Source organism: Chlamydiales bacterium, from assembly GCA_016185065.1.
Lineage (GTDB): Bacteria > Chlamydiota > Chlamydiia > Chlamydiales > Rhabdochlamydiaceae.
On sequence record JACPOL010000008.1, the window covers coordinates 718,075 to 733,569 of the forward strand.

13 protein-coding genes and 1 tRNA gene are annotated in these 15,495 nt (G+C 48.9%); 10 read left to right on the forward strand and 4 right to left on the reverse strand.

The window, feature by feature from the left end; translation table 11 throughout:
- Positions 1-4 precede the first annotated feature (4 nt).
- The 5 genes from HYX48_07210 (at position 5) to HYX48_07230 (ending at position 4,108) form a co-directional block, all read left to right on the forward strand.
- Complete coding sequence (locus HYX48_07210; protein MBI2743689.1) at positions 5-865, forward strand: metallophosphoesterase; 861 nt, start codon at positions 5-7, stop codon at positions 863-865.
- A complete protein-coding gene (locus HYX48_07215; protein MBI2743690.1) occupies positions 829-1,293 on the forward strand; it encodes a YkgJ family cysteine cluster protein in 465 nt (154 codons plus the stop codon). The genes HYX48_07210 and HYX48_07215 overlap by 37 nt, the downstream gene beginning before the upstream one ends.
- 3 nt (positions 1,294-1,296) lie before the next feature.
- A complete protein-coding gene (locus HYX48_07220) occupies positions 1,297-3,054 on the forward strand; it encodes a phospho-sugar mutase (GenBank protein ID MBI2743691.1) in 1,758 nt (585 codons plus the stop codon).
- Positions 3,055-3,123: 69 nt separating this feature from the next.
- Positions 3,124-3,690: a hypothetical protein gene (locus HYX48_07225; protein ID MBI2743692.1), complete on the forward strand. Its 567-nt coding sequence runs from the start codon at positions 3,124-3,126 to the stop codon at positions 3,688-3,690.
- A 160-nt stretch (positions 3,691-3,850) separates the two neighbouring features.
- Positions 3,851-4,108, forward strand: a complete 258-nt coding sequence (locus HYX48_07230; GenBank protein MBI2743693.1) for a hypothetical protein — start codon at positions 3,851-3,853, stop codon at positions 4,106-4,108.
- Positions 4,109-4,438: 330 nt separating this feature from the next.
- Here the strand turns inward: HYX48_07230 and HYX48_07235 are convergent, their stop codons facing one another.
- Complete coding sequence (locus HYX48_07235) at positions 4,439-6,520, reverse strand: HDIG domain-containing protein (GenBank protein ID MBI2743694.1); 2,082 nt, start codon at positions 6,518-6,520, stop codon at positions 4,439-4,441.
- A 110-nt stretch (positions 6,521-6,630) separates the two neighbouring features.
- Here HYX48_07235 and dnaX point away from each other — a divergent pair, with 110 nt between their 5' ends.
- Both dnaX and HYX48_07245 read left to right on the forward strand, forming a co-directional pair.
- Positions 6,631-8,268, forward strand: a complete 1,638-nt coding sequence (gene dnaX, locus HYX48_07240; protein ID MBI2743695.1) for a DNA polymerase III subunit gamma/tau — start codon at positions 6,631-6,633, stop codon at positions 8,266-8,268.
- Positions 8,269-8,295: 27 nt separating this feature from the next.
- Entirely contained in the window at positions 8,296-8,574 is a 279-nt protein-coding gene (locus HYX48_07245) for a YbaB/EbfC family nucleoid-associated protein (GenBank protein ID MBI2743696.1), read from the forward strand.
- Between the two features lie 62 nt (positions 8,575-8,636).
- Here the strand turns inward: HYX48_07245 and ptsP are convergent, their stop codons facing one another.
- The 3 genes from ptsP to HYX48_07260 are packed head-to-tail and all read right to left on the reverse strand — an operon-like array spanning position 8,637 to position 11,639.
- Positions 8,637-10,418: a phosphoenolpyruvate--protein phosphotransferase gene (gene ptsP / locus HYX48_07250; protein MBI2743697.1), complete on the reverse strand. Its 1,782-nt coding sequence runs from the start codon at positions 10,416-10,418 to the stop codon at positions 8,637-8,639.
- Positions 10,418-10,684, reverse strand: coding sequence for an HPr family phosphocarrier protein (locus tag HYX48_07255; protein ID MBI2743698.1), 267 nt, complete (start codon positions 10,682-10,684; stop codon positions 10,418-10,420). Before HYX48_07255 ends, ptsP begins: the two co-directional genes overlap by 1 nt.
- Positions 10,656-11,639, reverse strand: coding sequence for an HPr kinase/phosphorylase (locus tag HYX48_07260; GenBank protein ID MBI2743699.1), 984 nt, complete (start codon positions 11,637-11,639; stop codon positions 10,656-10,658). The genes HYX48_07255 and HYX48_07260 overlap by 29 nt, the downstream gene beginning before the upstream one ends.
- A gap of 148 nt (positions 11,640-11,787) precedes the next feature.
- Between HYX48_07260 and HYX48_07265 the strand changes: the two genes are divergently transcribed.
- The 3 genes from HYX48_07265 (at position 11,788) to HYX48_07275 (ending at position 15,479) form a co-directional block, all read left to right on the forward strand.
- Complete coding sequence (locus tag HYX48_07265) at positions 11,788-13,059, forward strand: NAD(P)/FAD-dependent oxidoreductase (protein ID MBI2743700.1); 1,272 nt, start codon at positions 11,788-11,790, stop codon at positions 13,057-13,059.
- 161 nt (positions 13,060-13,220) lie between these two features.
- A complete protein-coding gene (locus HYX48_07270) occupies positions 13,221-14,720 on the forward strand; it encodes a ComEC/Rec2 family competence protein (protein ID MBI2743701.1) in 1,500 nt (499 codons plus the stop codon).
- A gap of 682 nt (positions 14,721-15,402) precedes the next feature.
- A tRNA-His gene (locus tag HYX48_07275) sits at positions 15,403-15,479 on the forward strand.
- Positions 15,480-15,495: the final 16 nt, after the last annotated feature.

The following is a 15,495-nucleotide window of genomic DNA, read 5'->3' on the forward strand; positions in this document are numbered from 1 at the left end:
CGTCTTGCGTATTGCACATATTTCAGATCTTCATTTTGGGAAGGTAACACTTAGCCCTCTGCAGTTTTTCTCAAAGAGATGGCTGGGAAACCTCAACCTCTTTTTTCATCGGAAGCACGAGTACAAAAGAGAGCTGCTCGCTCCTTTAGCTGGCCTATTTAAAGAGCTCGAAGTAGATCTCGTCGTGATCTCTGGGGATCTGACAACGACTTCGCTGCCAGAAGAGTTTGAGATGGCGGTAGAGTTTATCCGCTCTCTTAAAAAAGAGGGTATCGAGGTAGTGGCCATCCCAGGCAATCACGACCACTACACTAAAGCGGCTTACAGGCAGCGCCTCTTTTACGACTACTTCCCAGCAAAATTCAGCGATGTGCCGCTTAACCTAAAAGAGCATGGAATAGCTGTGAAAGAGTTAAAAGATGGCTGGTTCCTGATTGCGCTGGATACCGCCCTTGCAACGAGCCCGATCTCCTCCCGTGGCAACTTCTCCTGCGAGATTGAAAATGCACTGAACGAGACCTTAGGACGCCTGCCTCCAAATAGCTCTGTGATACTGGTTAACCACTTCCCCTTCTTCGATGTGGATGGTCCGAGAAAGGCGCTCATGAGAAGCTCTTTTTTAAGAGAGCTGCTCATGAAAAACCCTGCAATTAAATTCTATCTAAATGGCCACACCCACCGCCATGCCATCGCGGACCTCCGCCCAAGCGGCCTACCGATTATGCTCGATAGCGGAAGCAGCTCTCATCAGAAACATGGGGCGTGGAATCTTATTGAAATTCAAGGAAACTCGTGCGAGATTGAGCCTTTCTTCTGGAAAAACTCCGCATGGCAGCCCCAAGAAAAAAGGAGAGTGCAACTGTGAAAGAGAAAAAAGCAGCGCCGCTGCCCTGGTATAAAGAGGGTCTTCGTTTCGAGTGCACAGGATGCGGTCAGTGCTGCACTGGAGCTCCCGGCTACGTCTGGATCAATGAGAATGAGATCACAGAGATGGCAAAGACCTTGAAGATCTCGGAAGAGGAGTTCATTCGAAAGTATACGAGACTGGTGAATGGAAGGCTCTCTCTCATCGAACACCCAACTACATTCGACTGCGTCTTCTTAAAAGAGAATCGCTGCACTGTCTACCACGCTAGGCCAAGCCAGTGCCGTACGTTTCCTTGGTGGCGAGAAAATCTCACTTCAGAGCATGCTTGGAAGAGTGCAGCAAAGCGCTGCGAAGGGATCAGCAAAGATGCTCCTATCGTCCCTCTAAAAGTTATTCAGGAGCAGTTAAACATCGAAGAGGAGTAGCGCGTGACTTTTCCAGCAACTTTTGGTTCAGAACTTAAAAAGAGAATTCAAGAGTGGTTGGATGGCCCCTACGATGAGAAGAGCAAAGAAGCCGTTCGCTCTCTTCTTGAAAAAAATCCGAAAGGCCTTGAAGACGCCTTCTACACCCGCCTCTCTTTTGGCACCGGTGGAATGCGCGGTCTTATGGGAGTCGGAACAAATCGCCTCAACATCTACACGATCCGCCTAACGACTCAGGGCCTTGCAAACTACATCCTCAAACAGAAAGAAGATCGCAGAGTGGTGATCGGGTATGACTCACGTCACAACTCAAAGGCTTTTGCAGAAGAGGCCGCTCGCGTGCTTGCGGGTAATGGCGTCTCCGTGATGCTTCTCAAAGAGCTGCGCCCCACTCCCTACGTCTCGTTTGCAGTTAGACAGCTCCACTGCCTTTGCGGCATCATGATTACCGCCTCTCACAACCCCGCTGAGTACAATGGATACAAGGTGTTCTGGGCAGATGGAGGACAGGTCGTTCCTCCTCACGACACCGCGATCATGGAAGAGGTCGGAAAAGTAACTGTTTTAAAATCGGTGAAGCTTGCAGAGCTCCCCTCTCCACTCATCGAAATGGTCGATGAGAAGCTAGACCAGACCTATCTAGATCAGATCCGCCCACTACAATTCTTTCCAGAACAGAACCGCGAAAAAGGGAGCAGTCTAAAAATCTGCTATACGAGCCTCCATGGAACTGGCATTACTCTCGTACCAAAAGCGTTGAAAGAGTGGGGTTTCACCAATCTCTCATTTGTTGAAGAGCAGATCAAACCCGATGGCGACTTCCCGACTGTGAAGTTTCCTAACCCAGAGTTTAAGGAGACGCTCGCTATGGGCATCGCTCTTTTAGAAAAAGAGAAGGGAGATATTTTAATTGCTAACGATCCCGATGCCGATCGCACTGGTCTTGTCGCAATGCATCAGGGAAAGTCTGTTATCCTCACTGGCAATGAGATCGGCGCTTTGAGCGTCCACTTCATCTGTGAAATTCTAAAAAAACGCAAAAAGATGCCTCCAAAAGGAGCCTTCGTTACGACGATCGTATCCACCGAGCTCATGAAAACGGTTGCCGCATCCTATAATATCCCCTGCTTTGAGGTGCTTACAGGGTTCAAGTATATCGGCGAAAAGATCCACGAGTGGGAGCTCTCCAAAGATGGCTACAAGTTCCTCTTCGGTGCGGAAGAGTCCTACGGCTTCCTCATCGGTACTGTGGCCAGAGACAAAGATGCGATCATCTCTACCTGTTTTATCTCAGAAATGGCCCTAGATGCGAAGCTGCATGGAGAGACGCTCGTCGATCGTCTCCACGCCCTCTACAAGACCTATGGAATCTTCAGAGAGAAGCAGTACTCTCTTAATTTTGCATCTGGCAAAGAGGAGATGGAGCAGATCAAAACACTGATGGCTGGGCTAAGAAAGAATCCTCCAAAAGAGATCGCCGGACAGCCAGTTGTCGCAATCGAAGATTATGAAACAGGCGAAAAAAGAGACCTCATCACAGGTAAGAAAGAGGCTCTCACTCTTCCAAAATCCGACGTCCTCCTCTTCCGCTTGAAAGATGAGAGCAAGCTCATCATCCGTCCATCTGGCACAGAGCCCAAGGTAAAGCTCTACGTAGGAGTGCGCCTAAAAGCCTTTGATTCGGTCGACCAGGGTATCACCCTCTGCGAACAGAAGCTCGATACTCTCATCTCGAGCTTCAAGTCCTTCGCCAAAATATAAAAATTTTTGACTAAATGTCAGCCCACCCCTAAAAGGATGATAGAACACAGAAATCCTTTAGGAGGGGTTATGAGAGTTTATTTATCAAAAATGTTAGCGCTGTTGATTTGCGCATCGCCAATGGCACTACAAGCTGCTTCGTCAGACAACGGGATGGTAAAGGGAAAAGTGATTCAATTTCTCTTAGATACAGATAGCAAAGGAAACAAAATACCCTATCTAATCGATGCAAAGGGAAAAAAGATTAAGCTCACCATGGGAACACTAATCAACGCCACAGCTGAAGCGTGGATGGATGGAGGAGCAAAAAATGGTGGCCAAACGAAGCTCGATCCAAATGCTATTGCGATGTTCAGACTCGATAGAGATGGAAACTCTATCCAAGCGCGTCTCTTTGATAAAGATGGAAGAGAAGAGCCTTTAAACCTAGGTAATCTTCTCTGCTCAGCTGCTCAGGCCTATCCCGGCTGCACAGCTCAAGAGATGGATGGCCAAACTGTGAATCTCCCACTCGCGTTCGAACTCGATGATGATGGTTATATTCAAGGATACCTTGCAGGCCCTGATAAAGAGCCCTTTAACCTAGGCGTGATGTTCCGAGAAACCATTCTCATGTTGAACAAGTGTAATCAATAGTCGAGCAACCAGAGTGTCGCGCTTTGAGAAAAGAAGCTCGACACTCTCATCCCCAGCTTCAAATTCTTCTCCAAAATCTAGCAACATTAAAGAACTCCTTCCTTGAGGAAGAAGTCAATATTAGTTTTTTTATTAAGTTTTGAAAAGAGCCAAAATAGACATGTCGGATGGTGTGCGCTGGCGCCACACCTCCCGCGACCACCTTGCGCTTCACCTCGCTTTGCCAAACCGTGTGCTCGAAAGCAGAGTGGGCCTTCGCCCTACCCTGCACGCCTGGCCGGCTTTTCTGTGCTACGGTTTTGCTTTGCGATCTGAATCGATCGACTGCTCGAGGCGCTCATCCCACTTCCTCCGTCGTGGGTCCCTTTCGCGTCCAGTCGCAGGGCTATGCAAAGAGGTTGAAGAGAAAAGTCTTTAGCCTTTCTCATTGCCTCTGCGACTGGACGCGAAAGGGGCCCCGCACCCGAGACGTTAGTCCGGCGGGGAATGAGCGCCTCGAGCAGCCGATCGATGCATATCGCACAGCAAAATTGCACCCGCAGGAGAAGCGCGGCGAGCGCGTCAGGGGTCGTACAGAGGTACGCCCCTTCTCCGAGGACGCGATTTGGCAAAGCGAGATGCAGCGCAAGTGGGTCGCAGGGAGGCCCCGAGAGAAAGCGAAGCTTTCGCCTGGCCTACCCGACATGTCTCTCTGGATAACAATAAAAGAATATTGTGCGTTTTTTTCAAAAAAACGCGTTTATGCGGATTAGGGTTTGGGGGGGTATTTGATGCGGAGGTGGTTGGCGACGATGAGGGATTGTATCATCGATTTTTTGACGCGCTCGAGCTCTTCGAATGAGAGCTCGCATCTTTCGAGTTGACCATCGCGGATCTTTGTTTCTACGAGTTTTTCAACTAGAGCAGTGATGCTCTCCTCGCTCACCTCTTCCAGGCAGCGAGAGGCAGCCTCAACGGTGTCTGCAATCATGAGAATCGCAGACTCTTTCGTCTGCGGTTTGGGTCCCTGATAGCGAAACTTCTTCTGATCTGTTGAGACCTTCTCTTCGCCATCTAAATCTTTCTGTTTTGAATAGAAGTAGTAGACGAGCTGCGTGCCGTGATGCTCGCGGATCACATCGATGAATGGAGGAGGCAGTCTATGTTTGCGAGCAAGGCGCTCTCCCTCTGCAACGTGAGCAATAATCACTTGAGTCGACTCGAGAGGTGTGAGCAGCTGGTGCATATTAAATCCACCCAGCTGGTTCTCAGTAAAATAGTGGGGATTAAAGAGCTTGCCAACATCGTGGTAGAGGGCGCTAATGCGGCAGAAGAGGCCATTGGCTCCAATTGCCCGCGCTGCAGACTCGGCCAGATTTCCCACAACCAGGCTGTGCTGGTAGGTTCCGGGGGCCTCTACACTGAGCCTGCGCAGCAGTGGATGCTGCGGGTCCATGTACTCGATGAGGGCCATGTCTGTAACCACAGGAAAGAGAGACTCGACAACAGTTAAAAAGCCAACAGCGAGAGCTGCCGTTGAAAAGAGAAATCCAAATGTGGCAGTAAGATCGACCAGAAGGCCAGGGTTGAAGAGGGTGTGATCCCAGAGATGAAATGCTAGAAGCATCGGCATCGTGCAGATGAAGATCTTTCCACAGATAACAAAAACCTCTCGTCTCTTGTGCAGCCTGAAGCAGCAGAGGAGAGCGATGAATGAGGCGAAGGCGTTAAAGATAAACACTTTTATCTGATCGCCAGAGGTTGTAAGCGCAAGAGCGGCTGTTAGACAGAGAGAGACGAATAGGGAGACCTCCCAGCCCATGAAAATCGCAATAAGAATCGAAGCAAAAGGAACAACCAGAGGATAGCGGATCAGATCGGCAAAGGGCTTTCCTGATCCAAAGAGGTAGTGCTCTCCTGTTTTAAAAAAAATAAGAGTGATAAGCACGATTGAAGCAAGGAGGGAGAGCTGCTGCAGGCTCTGATAAACTTTAGGGTGTCTACGATAGAGAAAGAGAACGGTTGAAAAGGTGAAGAGTGAGCTAAAAAGAAAACTACCGATAAATGAGAGAGGATACCAGGGCTCATTCATCTTTTTCATCGATGCGGTCATCGCTTCGAACATCGCAACGTGCCGCGGTGTAACGCGCTCTCCTGTGCGAATAAGGTGGCTCCCCGCACTTACTTTTGTCAGCTTGGGACCAATTGCTCTCTCGGCGCTCTCGCGATAATTTCTCTCTGCCAAGTCATCTTCTTCAAGCTTCCACTCCGAATTGGCGAAAAAAGAGAGGAGGTAGTCGGAGGCTCTTCCTTCCAATCCCGTTTTGCTTTTTAAACTCTCCTGAATTTTCTTCCAGAAATTCTCGGGCAGTCTGCCCTCTTTGACTGGGAAAGATATGTAAAGAGGAGACTGGTCTGCAAAGAGGGTCTGCGCGCGGTAGTAGGTGCGCGCATCCGTGTGGCGCGCCTGCACTAGAGCGGCTTCGATATAGTCGATGCTCTGAGCTAGCTTCTCATAAGGAATCTCCGGAAAGTGCTCTCTCCAGACCTTCTCATCCCTAAGTTTTAAACCTACCTCAGCACAGCGCTTCTTTACATCTTGTACGCAGGTTGCATAGATAGAACCGATATCTTTAGCCGCCTCCTGTTTTAGAAGCCCTGTTGCTTCATCATCGGGGAAGTCAAAGTCGATCTGGCTCGTGACGTATCTTGGAGAGATCGTCCCTAGCTCTGGAGTATACGATGTGTCGTTGCGAAAGTGAAAAAAGAGGGAGAGTGCGGCGAGAAATGAGAGGCCGATAAATAGCCGCCAGCTTCTCCCCTTTACCCGTTCACTCGATAGATTTTCCATACCTCTCCCTTATACCAGAGGTGAGCATTATACTCGCAACAGACCTTCTTGAAATGATAGAAAATATTTAAATTCTTCAAGATTTACAAAATTCAAGGTATAGTTCGGGCATGAGCAAAAGCAGACCTTACCTGGTGATTCCGCGCCGCTTCCGCCCGCAGACCTTTGCATCAATGGTCGGCCAAGAAGCTATAGTCACAACATTAAAAAATGCGCTGCGCTTTGAAAGGCTCGCCCACGCCTACCTCTTCTGCGGCTGCAGAGGAACAGGTAAAACGACTCTCGCTCGGCTTTTTGCAAAAGCGTTAAACTGTCAAAATCTTACTCCTGAACAAGAGCCCTGCAACAGCTGCACTTCATGCCTTGAGATTAGCAGCGGCAGATCTTTAGATGTGCTCGAAATCGATGGAGCCTCTAACCGCGGCATCGATGATATTCGAGAGATCAACGAGACCGTTGGCTACTCGCCAGCTTCGGGAAAGTATAAAATTTATATCATAGATGAAGTTCATATGCTTACAAAGGAGGCGTTCAACGCTCTCCTAAAAACTCTCGAAGAGCCCCCTGCTCAAATTAAATTCTTTTTTGCTACTACAGAGCCGCACAAGGTCCCACCTACCATTACCAGCAGATGCCAGCGCTTCGACCTCTGCAGAATCTCCGAAGAGGCGTGCGTAAAAAAACTCTCGTCCATCGCGGCAGAACTTAAAATTGAAGTGGAGCCTGAGGCGCTGCTTCGAATTGCCCAGAGATCTGAAGGGTCTCTACGCGATGCGGAGTCTCTCTTAGATCAGCTCTCTTGCTACTCAGATGGTGTGATCACAGAGGAGAAGGTTGTGGCCCATCTGGGGCTCACTCCTCAGAGCTCCTATTTTGAGCTCGATCTGGCCATTTCTAAAGGGGATCTCTCGTTCGCATTTACCCTTTCTGAGGAGATCTTTAATGCGGGAAGAGATCTGGGCTGCTTTTTAGAAGGGCTGATGGACCACTTCCGCCTCCTGCTGCTTATTAAGCTACGCCAGCCGCTTCCTCTTCTTACAGAGCGTGAGAAAGCCAGCTATCTTGCTTCAGCTCAGAAGTATACTGATGAGCAGTGTCTATATATTCTCGACTTCTTGAAAAAAGAGTGGCAGAACTTCTCTAAAACTCTACTTAAGAGAGTGACGCTCGAAATGATTCTACTGCACCTTCTGCGCACTGGATCACGCGTCTCCTTAGATAGCCTAGTCAGACGCCTCTCAGAGCTTGAAGGCACTTTTTCTACCGATAATGTCGCAGCCAGTCAAAAACCAACATTTCATGCGGACGACGGTATAAAAGAAGCTCCAGTAAAGATTAGAACAATTGAAGAAGCGCTTAAAGAAAAAATAGAAATTACTCGCCTGCCAGAAGTCAAAGAAGAGCAAGCAGCGCCACCTCCTAAGCCAGTCTCTAAGGTTGCAGAAGTTCCTGTTGAGGTTGCACCTCCCCTAGCTCTACCTCCAGCAGCTAAGCAGGAGGTTAAAGAACTCCTTCCTGAAGAAAGGAGATCCTCTTCGGCTAAGGATGAGAGAGAATATGAATCCCGCCTAGACCCGGCCCTGAAGGAGCCGGAATTGCGGCGAGAGGCCGTCCAGTTTGAGCCTCCCTCTCCCCCGACTCCGCTCTCATGGAAAGAGGTGACCCCGGTTGAGAATAAACGTACAGTTAAACACGAGACGCTTTTGCGTTTTACAGCAGTTGAATTAGAAGGAACTATAGAAAGGTAAAAAGTGATGGGAAGCGGATTTTCTAAGATGAAGAAGCAGGCGCGTCAAATGGAAGAGCAGATGGAGAAGATGCGCGAAGAGATGAAGGCAAAACAAGTTATTGGATCTGCCGGCAACGGTTTAGTTCAGGTGACTCTAAATGGAGAGAAAGAGCTTCAGTCGATTCAGATTCGCCCAGAATGCGTCGACCCTAGCGATCTAGAGGGTCTACAAGATCTAATCAGAGCGGCTTGCAAAGAAGCCTACGAAAAAATCGATGCCGAATCAGGCGCCGCATCTGGCCTCTCCTTCCCCTTCGGCCTCTAAGAAATAGATTCAGAAAAAAAACAGGATCCCTTCGCTGGATCCTGTATGTGTCCTAAAAAAAATCACAAAGTCGAGTCTGCAAAAAGAGATTGGCCAATTAGTGCGACGTTTTTAGTGAGAAGGGCGGAGATCTCGGAGGATGTTTTCAGACCAAGAGCGATCTTAGCCAGAGCTTTTGCTTTTTTAAGCGGGCAGCTGCGCACGGCCTTCTTTACAAATGGAATATAGCGGGGCGCGCACGAGATCTCATCAATTCCAAGTCCCAGAAGCAGAGGAATAAAGAGTGGGTTTGAGGCGATCTCGCCACAGACAGCAACTCTCTTCCCCTTCTTCTTCGCCTCTTCAGCTGTATGCTTAATCATGCGAATGATACTCGGATGCGCGGGAAAACAGAAGTCGCTCATTAATGGATTGCTGCGATCCACACCTAGCGTATACTGCATAAGATCGTTTGTTCCCATAGAGAGAAAGTCGCACTCTTCTGCAAGAGAATCGCAGATGAGCACTGCAGAGGGTACCTCAACCATACACCCTACAGAGAGTTTTTCATTAAATGTAGTTCCTTTGGCTCTAAGCTCTCTTTTCACCTCTTCCAGTATCTCTTTAGACTTTCGAAGCTCTTCAATGTCAGAAATTAGAGGAAGTAGGATGCGGATGTCACCATAGGGAGTCGCGCGGAGAATGGCGCGAAGTTGAGTTTTGAAGATCTCTGTACAACGAAGTAGAAGTCTGATGCCTCTGCATCCCAGTACAGGATTCGACTCTTTCTGAAGACCACTAAGAGCATGACTCTTATCTCCACCTAGATCCATGACGCGTATCACCACAGGCATTCCACCTGCGCGCTCAGCTAGCTGACGATAAGTCAGGTACTGCTCCTCTTCGGCTTCAAAGAGGAAAGGATGGTGCAAAAAGAGGTACTCCGAACGGAAGAGGCCTATGCCAGCCGCTCCTTGCATATGCAAGAACTCGACCTCGCTTAGGCTAGAAATATTCGCTAAAATCGTTACAGCATGGCCATCGGGAGTTTCGGCTTTCAAGCGCGCATCCGACTCAAGGTGCTGATAGTGGGTGTTAAATTTAGATCTCTTCTCTTCATAAAAAAGGATAGTGCTCGGAAGCGGATTTAAGATCACATGCCCCAGGCTTCCATCTACAATCACCCGCTCGGGCTTCTTAGCTATTACATCCTCAATATCGATGCTCGCCACGTAGGGAACGCCCTTAGCGCGTGCGATGAGGGCAGCATGAGAGTTTCCTCCTCCCAGTTCCGTGACGAAGGCTGCAACCTGATGAGCCTGCAGAGCTGCGGTGTAGGAGGGAGCTAGCTCTTTTGAAAAAACAATGGAGTTTGGGGGAATCTCAGCGAACGACTTTACGGGTTCTGGGCATAGATGGTTTAATATGCGCTTTGAGAGGTCTTTTACGTCTACAAAACGCTCTCTGAAAAAGGAGTCTTCAACTTTAGAAAATTTCTTCTCAACTTCTTTGATGACGGAACGAAAAACAGCCTCCGTATTGCGCTGCATGAGCCGAATACGCTCTTCTACATGCGTCGTCATCATCGGATCTTCTAGCATTTGAAGATGCGTATCGATGATTGTAACAGCTTCTAATGAGCCCTGATTTTCAAGGTGTGTTTGCAGCTGCTGCAGATCTTCGCGGCTTGAAAAAAGCGCTTTGCGGTAGCGAGAGATCTCTCGGTCGATCTCTCCCACAGTAATCGGAAATTCAGGAGAGTAGTCTAGATCAGGTATAGAGAGAAAAAACGGAGATCCGATGGCGATTCCATCGCTAACAGGAGAACCCTCTAATCTGCTCTCATCTTCCTTTTTGAAATCCATTATTCCCCAAACTTATTCTCAAAAGCCTCTACTAACTTGTTCAACGCCTCTTGAGCGTCTTCACCTTCAACAGTAATTACAATCTGGGTGTTTTTACTCGCTGCAAGCATGAGTATGCTCATGATGCTGCGCGCGTTGATCGTCTCCTTGCGGCAGGTAAACCAGACAGAGGACTTGTAACTCTGTAAAAGCCTTGCAACAGCCGTAGCTGGCCTTGCATGTAAACCAAGAGCATTCTTAATTTTTACTTTTTGCGACAGTTTCACGTGGTGCCTTCGATTTTCTTGAGGTCTGTTTCTTCTTGATCGTCTCTAGCAACTTTATATTAAACTCTTTAGCAGAATTGTAACCCATCCCTTTCAGACGATGGTTGAGGGCGATCGTCTCAATGAGAAGCACGACATCTCTTCCCGGTTTAACGGGAAGAATATGGTAGGGAACTTTAACCTCTAGAATATCGCAGTACTTCTCCTCTAACCCTACTCGATCATAAAAGCGACGGTCATCCCAGCCCTCTAGCTTTACAACGATATCGATCGCTTTACTATCGCGCACGCATACCGCTCCGTAGAGGTGGGCGACATTGATGATTCCAATTCCTCTAATCTCCATCAAGTGGCGCGTAAGGTCGGGCCCGCACCCTTCCAAATAGGGCCCTTCTCTCAGCCTGATTCTCACTACATCGTCCGAAATTAAGCGGTGGCCTCTCTCGATAAGGCCTAGGGCTGCTTCACTCTTCCCCACAGAGGAGTCTCCTTGAATCAAGACCCCGACCCCGAAAGCTTCAACGAGAGTTCCATGACAGGTAACACTCGGAGAGAACTCCTCATTAAGTATAAAGGTCATCCGACTCATGAGATTCATCTGGCTCATCGCCGTTTGGAAAAGAGGAATACCAAGTTCTTCGCATAACAGGCTTAGCTCCTTTGGAGGAGCGTAGCGTCCGGATACAATGACAGCGGGAATCTCGCTCTTCAAGATCCCCCTTAAACGCTCCATTCTCAGCTGACTATCTTTTAGATCCTTGAGAAACAGAAGCTCTGGATTTCCAAAAACAAGAAGCCTGTTGCCAGCATAATTTTTCAGATAGCCTGAAAGAGCAAGACCGGGAGAGTAGACTTCTGAAAATTTAATAATGCGCTGCATCCCTTTCGATCCGGCAATCACCGTAAGCCCAAGAGGCCCACCATGTTTATCGAAGAGGTTTTGAACACGGTACATAGACAAAAATCATACCAAATTGAAATTGAGGTTCGATTTTAGGCGCACACGTTGTTTTTTAAAAGAGGAATGGGATAGGCTCTCCCGAGTTTAGTGATACAAGCGCTTTTTTGTTGAAGACAAACGTCATGAAGGATATTTCTTATTTATGGCCTACTCAAAAGTTGTGATTGTCGGTGGTGGATTTGCTGGTTTGAATACCGCGAAAGCGCTTAAAAAAGCGAACTTTGATGTTCTTATCATCGATAAGACCAACCACCATCTATTCCAGCCGCTTCTCTATCAAGTTGCAACTGCAGCCCTCTCTCCTGGAGATATCGCGACTCCTATCCGCGAGATTCTCAGCAAACAAGAGAATGCCACTGTGATCATGGGGGAGGTTGTCTCGATAGATAAAACTCTCAAACAGCTCACACTTGCCAATGGCGATATCATCGGCTACGACTATCTTGTCATTGCACCTGGCGCACGCCACTCCTATTTTGGAAATGACCAGTGGGAAAAAAATGCCCCCGGATTAAAAACGATTTCCGACGCTCTTAAAATCCGCGAACAGGTCCTCGTCTCCTTTGAAAAAGCGGAGCGGATGGATAGCATTGCTGAAGCTGCAAAGTTTTTAAATTTCGTTGTGATTGGCGGCGGCCCAACAGGCGTTGAGATGGCAGGTGCAATCGCAGAGATCGCTCACCACACCCTGTTCAAAAATTTTCGTAGGATCAAACCCGAAAAATCGCGCATCTTTCTGATAGAAGCAGCGCCGCACATCCTTCCTACCTATCCCGAAAAGCTCTCCATCCGTGCTAAACACGATCTTGAAGAACTAGGCGTCACAGTACTCGTCAGCACAAAAGTCACCGATGTCACCATAGAAGGAGTGCAGACTGAAGGACTATTCATTGAAGCTCGAAATGTAATCTGGGCGGCAGGAAACCAGGCCTCTCCCCTTCTAAAAAGCTTGGACGTCCCTCTCGACCGACCTGGGCGTGTTATCGTCGGCCCCGATCTGTCGATCCCCGGCCATCCCGACGTCTTCGTCCTCGGCGACGCAGCACATACACCTGGTAAAGATGGCAAGCCTCTTCCAGGAGTTGCAACTGTCGCTATTCAACAGGCCAGATATGTAGCAAAGAATATTCTACATGCGATTCCTCAAGAGCAGAGAAAACCCTTTGTCTATTTCGATAAAGGAAGCATGGCTACAATTGGAAGATCAAAAGCCGTTGTCGCAATCGGCTCGATACGATTTTCTGGTCTACTCGCCTGGCTCGCCTGGTGTTTTGTCCACATCGTCTATCTCATCGGCTTCCGCAATAGACTGAGCGTCATGACAGAGTGGTTCTACCACTTCTTCACAGGAGAAAGAGGCGTCCGCCTCATCTACCGCACCCTTGATCCCGAGCTGAAGAAAAAGAACCATTAGACCTCTTGCGTAATTCCATTTTCTCGTTAAAATTGCACTTTTTGACAAATTTGCCGCAAAATTTCTCGACCATATGTCTACATATGCTCTCAAAATTTTGCGGCAAATTTGTATAAAAATTGCAAATTTTTCCAAGCAAAGCAAATTACGCAAGAGGTCTATTGATCTACTTCTCGGAGTTCTGGCGGGCGGCCCCTGCGCTATTTGTCGGTTGCAATCTTCTCCTCTCTGCTGCTGCGGTCTACTACCCTCATCCAGCTTATATTTTCGCGTGCGCCGTTCTCTGGGTCCCGCTCGCCCTACAAAGAGAGTGGAAAAAACTCCTTTCAACACTTCTTCTCTGCTCTCTATTTTTTGCCCACCTCTCCTATCTTTACCACCCTCCCCAATCTGAAACTGATAAGCCTCAAATCGGTGCAGCTTCGATTTCTGGAACGGGCTATTTTGAGATCGAATCGGTGCGGGAAGTTCAATCGCCTTTCAATCGATCTTATCTCTATCAGGGAAGCCTCAGAAGTTTCGAAACGCAAGAGGGAGAAAAGCTAAAAAATATCCCCTGCAACATCCATCTGCCTTACAAAAAAGAGAGACCGCTCGCCAGCTGCGACTATCTTGTCGAAGGCTCTCTCTTTCAAAAGAGAGCTCATACATTCGTCTTAAAACCGGCAAAAAGCTCCATCTGGCAGCCAGTGCCAAATAGCTTTAGCTTCGCAGAGTGGCGCTACCAGATAAAAGAGCGGGCGCGCAGCTTTTTACACGAGCAGATTCCAAACCCTCGCGCTGCCTCCTTCTTTATTGCTCTTACGATTGGCGATTTAGACGATAGACTTCTCTCCCTAGAATTTGCCAAGGTCGGCCTCCAGCACATCTTAGGCGTTTCCGGTTTTCACTTCGTCCTTCTCGCAGCTTTTCTCGGCTTTCTGCTTCGTCTCTTTCTCCCTTTTAAAGCCACGGCTCTTCTGCTCCTCATTCTTCTTAGCTTCTACTTCTTTTTTGTCGGAAGCGCGCCTGCAGTCGTCCGTGGATGGGTTGCTATCTGCGTCTTTTTAGTCGCGCGACTCTTCCATCTCAATACTAGCGCTTTAAACGCTTTAGGAGTTGGCCTCTCTGTCGAGATATTATGGAATCCGATCTCGGTCACGACGATCGGCTTTCAGCTGAGCTTCCTCTGCACCTGGGCCATACTCATCCTCTACCCTCTCTTTAGAAGAGGCATAAACCTAATTCTGCCCAAGCGCACCTTGCAGACAGCAGTGGAGATGAGCCCCCTACATCAGCATGGCTACATCTTCTCTTCTCTCATTCGAGAAGCGCTCTCCCTCAACCTCGCAGTCCACTTCGCCTCTCTTCCACTTCTGCTCTTTCTCTTTCATAAGTTTCCCCTGCAAAGCCTCATCTACAACCTCTTTTTTCCCTTCTGCTTCAGCGCCTCGCTCCTCCTTCTACTCATCTCCATCATCTTCTCATTCCTCATTCCCCCTCTCGGCACTCTCCTTCACTCCTGCAACAGCGCCTTCACAGGAGGACTCCTCGATATGATCGGAAACGCCTCCCCCCTCCTCGATCTCTCCATCCGCACCCACACCCTCCCCTTCTGGCTCCTCATCCTCCTCCTCTCCCTCCTCTTCGCCCTCCCTTTTTTCTTAAAAAAAGACAGATGAGACTCTTATTTAAGGCCAAAATAGACATGTCGGGTAGGCCAGGGGAAAGCTTCGCTTTCTCTCGGGGCCTCCCTGCGACCCTCTTGCGCTTCACCTCGCTTTGCCAAACCGTGTGCTCGAAAACAGAGTGGGCCACTGCCCTACCCTGTACGCCTCACCGGCTTTTCTGTGCTACGGTTTTGCTGTGCGATCTGAATCGATTGGCTGCTCGAGGCGCTCATCCCACTCCCTCCGTCGTGGGTCCCTTTCGCGTCCAGTCGCAGGTGTAGATAAAGAGACTGAAAACTTTTCTCTTCAAACTCTTTGTATAGCCCTGCGATTGACGTGAAAGGGGCCCCGCAACCGAGACGTTAGTCCGGCGGGGTATGAACGCATGAGCAGCCGATGGCCGCTAGGGCAAAGAGCAATTGCGTCGAAGTTGCGAAGAACAGTGCTCCGCACGGCGAGCAACCCGAGACGCGATAGCCTCACGTCAGTGAGCGGTGATCAAAGCCATAGTTAGGCCCAAGGGGGCAGCTGGGGGTCCCCGAGAGAACGCCGAAGGCCTTTCTCCTGGACCACCGACATGTCTATTCAGGACTTACGAAAACCTTAAAGCAAAATGCGGCCGCGCCGCATTAAACTAAAAGCATGGGTTTTATTGACGAAAACGGGGCGTGTGGGGTAAAAGTGGTGGCTCGTGGCGGTCGTAGCTCAGTTGGTTAGAGCATTGGATTGTGGATCCAAATGTCGCGGGTTCGAGCCCCGTCGATCGCCCCATTTTTCCTACCCACCT

What these genes read in the sequence shown, in the direction of transcription:
- HYX48_07215 (MBI2743690.1), top strand. Translation starts at nt 829, where the DNA reads ATGGCAGCCCCAAGAAAAAAGGAGAGTGCAACTGTGAAAGAGAAAAAA.
- HYX48_07225 (MBI2743692.1), top strand. Translation starts at nt 3,124, where the DNA reads ATGAGAGTTTATTTATCAAAAATGTTAGCGCTGTTGATTTGCGCATCG.
- HYX48_07230 (MBI2743693.1), top strand. Translation starts at nt 3,851, where the DNA reads ATGTCGGATGGTGTGCGCTGGCGCCACACCTCCCGCGACCACCTTGCG.
- HYX48_07235 (MBI2743694.1), bottom strand. Translation starts at nt 6,520, where the DNA reads ATGGAAAATCTATCGAGTGAACGGGTAAAGGGGAGAAGCTGGCGGCTA.
- dnaX (MBI2743695.1), top strand. Translation starts at nt 6,631, where the DNA reads ATGAGCAAAAGCAGACCTTACCTGGTGATTCCGCGCCGCTTCCGCCCG.
- HYX48_07245 (MBI2743696.1), top strand. Translation starts at nt 8,296, where the DNA reads ATGAAGAAGCAGGCGCGTCAAATGGAAGAGCAGATGGAGAAGATGCGC.
- ptsP (MBI2743697.1), bottom strand. Translation starts at nt 10,418, where the DNA reads ATGGATTTCAAAAAGGAAGATGAGAGCAGATTAGAGGGTTCTCCTGTT.
- HYX48_07260 (MBI2743699.1), bottom strand. Translation starts at nt 11,639, where the DNA reads ATGTACCGTGTTCAAAACCTCTTCGATAAACATGGTGGGCCTCTTGGG.
- HYX48_07265 (MBI2743700.1), top strand. Translation starts at nt 11,788, where the DNA reads ATGGCCTACTCAAAAGTTGTGATTGTCGGTGGTGGATTTGCTGGTTTG.